The sequence below is a fragment of the Lysinibacillus sp. 10T31 genome (genome assembly GCF_056394365.1).
In genome coordinates this window covers 1-725 of sequence record NZ_JBFTHS010000151.1, presented here as the reverse complement: position 1 = coordinate 725, position 725 = coordinate 1, and the positions used below count along the sequence as shown (strand labels likewise).

Annotated in this window: 1 protein-coding gene; it reads left to right on the top strand. The window is 35.7% G+C overall.

Going from position 1 to position 725, the window contains the following annotated elements:
• Window positions 1-725, top strand: a 725-nt coding sequence (locus AC1DCY_RS27305; RefSeq protein WP_477355821.1) for a leucine-rich repeat domain-containing protein, incomplete at both ends; no start/stop codon positions are given.

Below are 725 nucleotides of genomic sequence, written 5' to 3'. Positions count from 1 at the left end.
TTTGTCTATAGAGAAAGATTTATTGGTATTCCAGGTATCAGTATTACAGGATGGAAAGGAGATCAAACTCCACAGGATGTTGTTATCCCTGATATGATCGAGGGTCTACCGGTTATAGAAATAGCAAGCAGTGCATTTTCTAAAGGAAATGCAAAATTTACAAGTGTAACGATTCCGTCAAGCGTAAAAAAAATAGGAGATTGGGCATTTGATAAAAATGAATTAAAAAGTGTGGAATTCCTCTCACCCTCAAGCCTAACAACGATAGAAAAACAAGCATTTTCTAATAATCAATTAACAAGTGTAACGATTCCGTCAAGCGTGACAACGATAGGAGAATTTGCATTTTCTAAAAATCGATTAGAAAGTGCGGAATTCTCCTCACCCTCAAGTGTGACAACGATAGGAAAATACGCATTTAATAATAATCCATTAACAAATGTAACGATTCCGTCAAGCGTGACAAAGATAGGAGACTATGCATTTTATATTAATCAATTAACAAGTGTAGAAATTCCCTCAAACTCAAGCCTGACAACGATAGGAGAAAGGGCATTTTACGGGAATAAAATAGAAAGTGTGGAAATCCCTGAAGGCGTGACAGCAATAGGAAAGGAGGCATTTCGTTCTAATAAATTAACAAGTATAAAAATTCCGTCAAGCTTGACGAAGATTGAGGATAGTACATTTTCAGGTAATCGATTAGAAAGTATAGACATTCACGA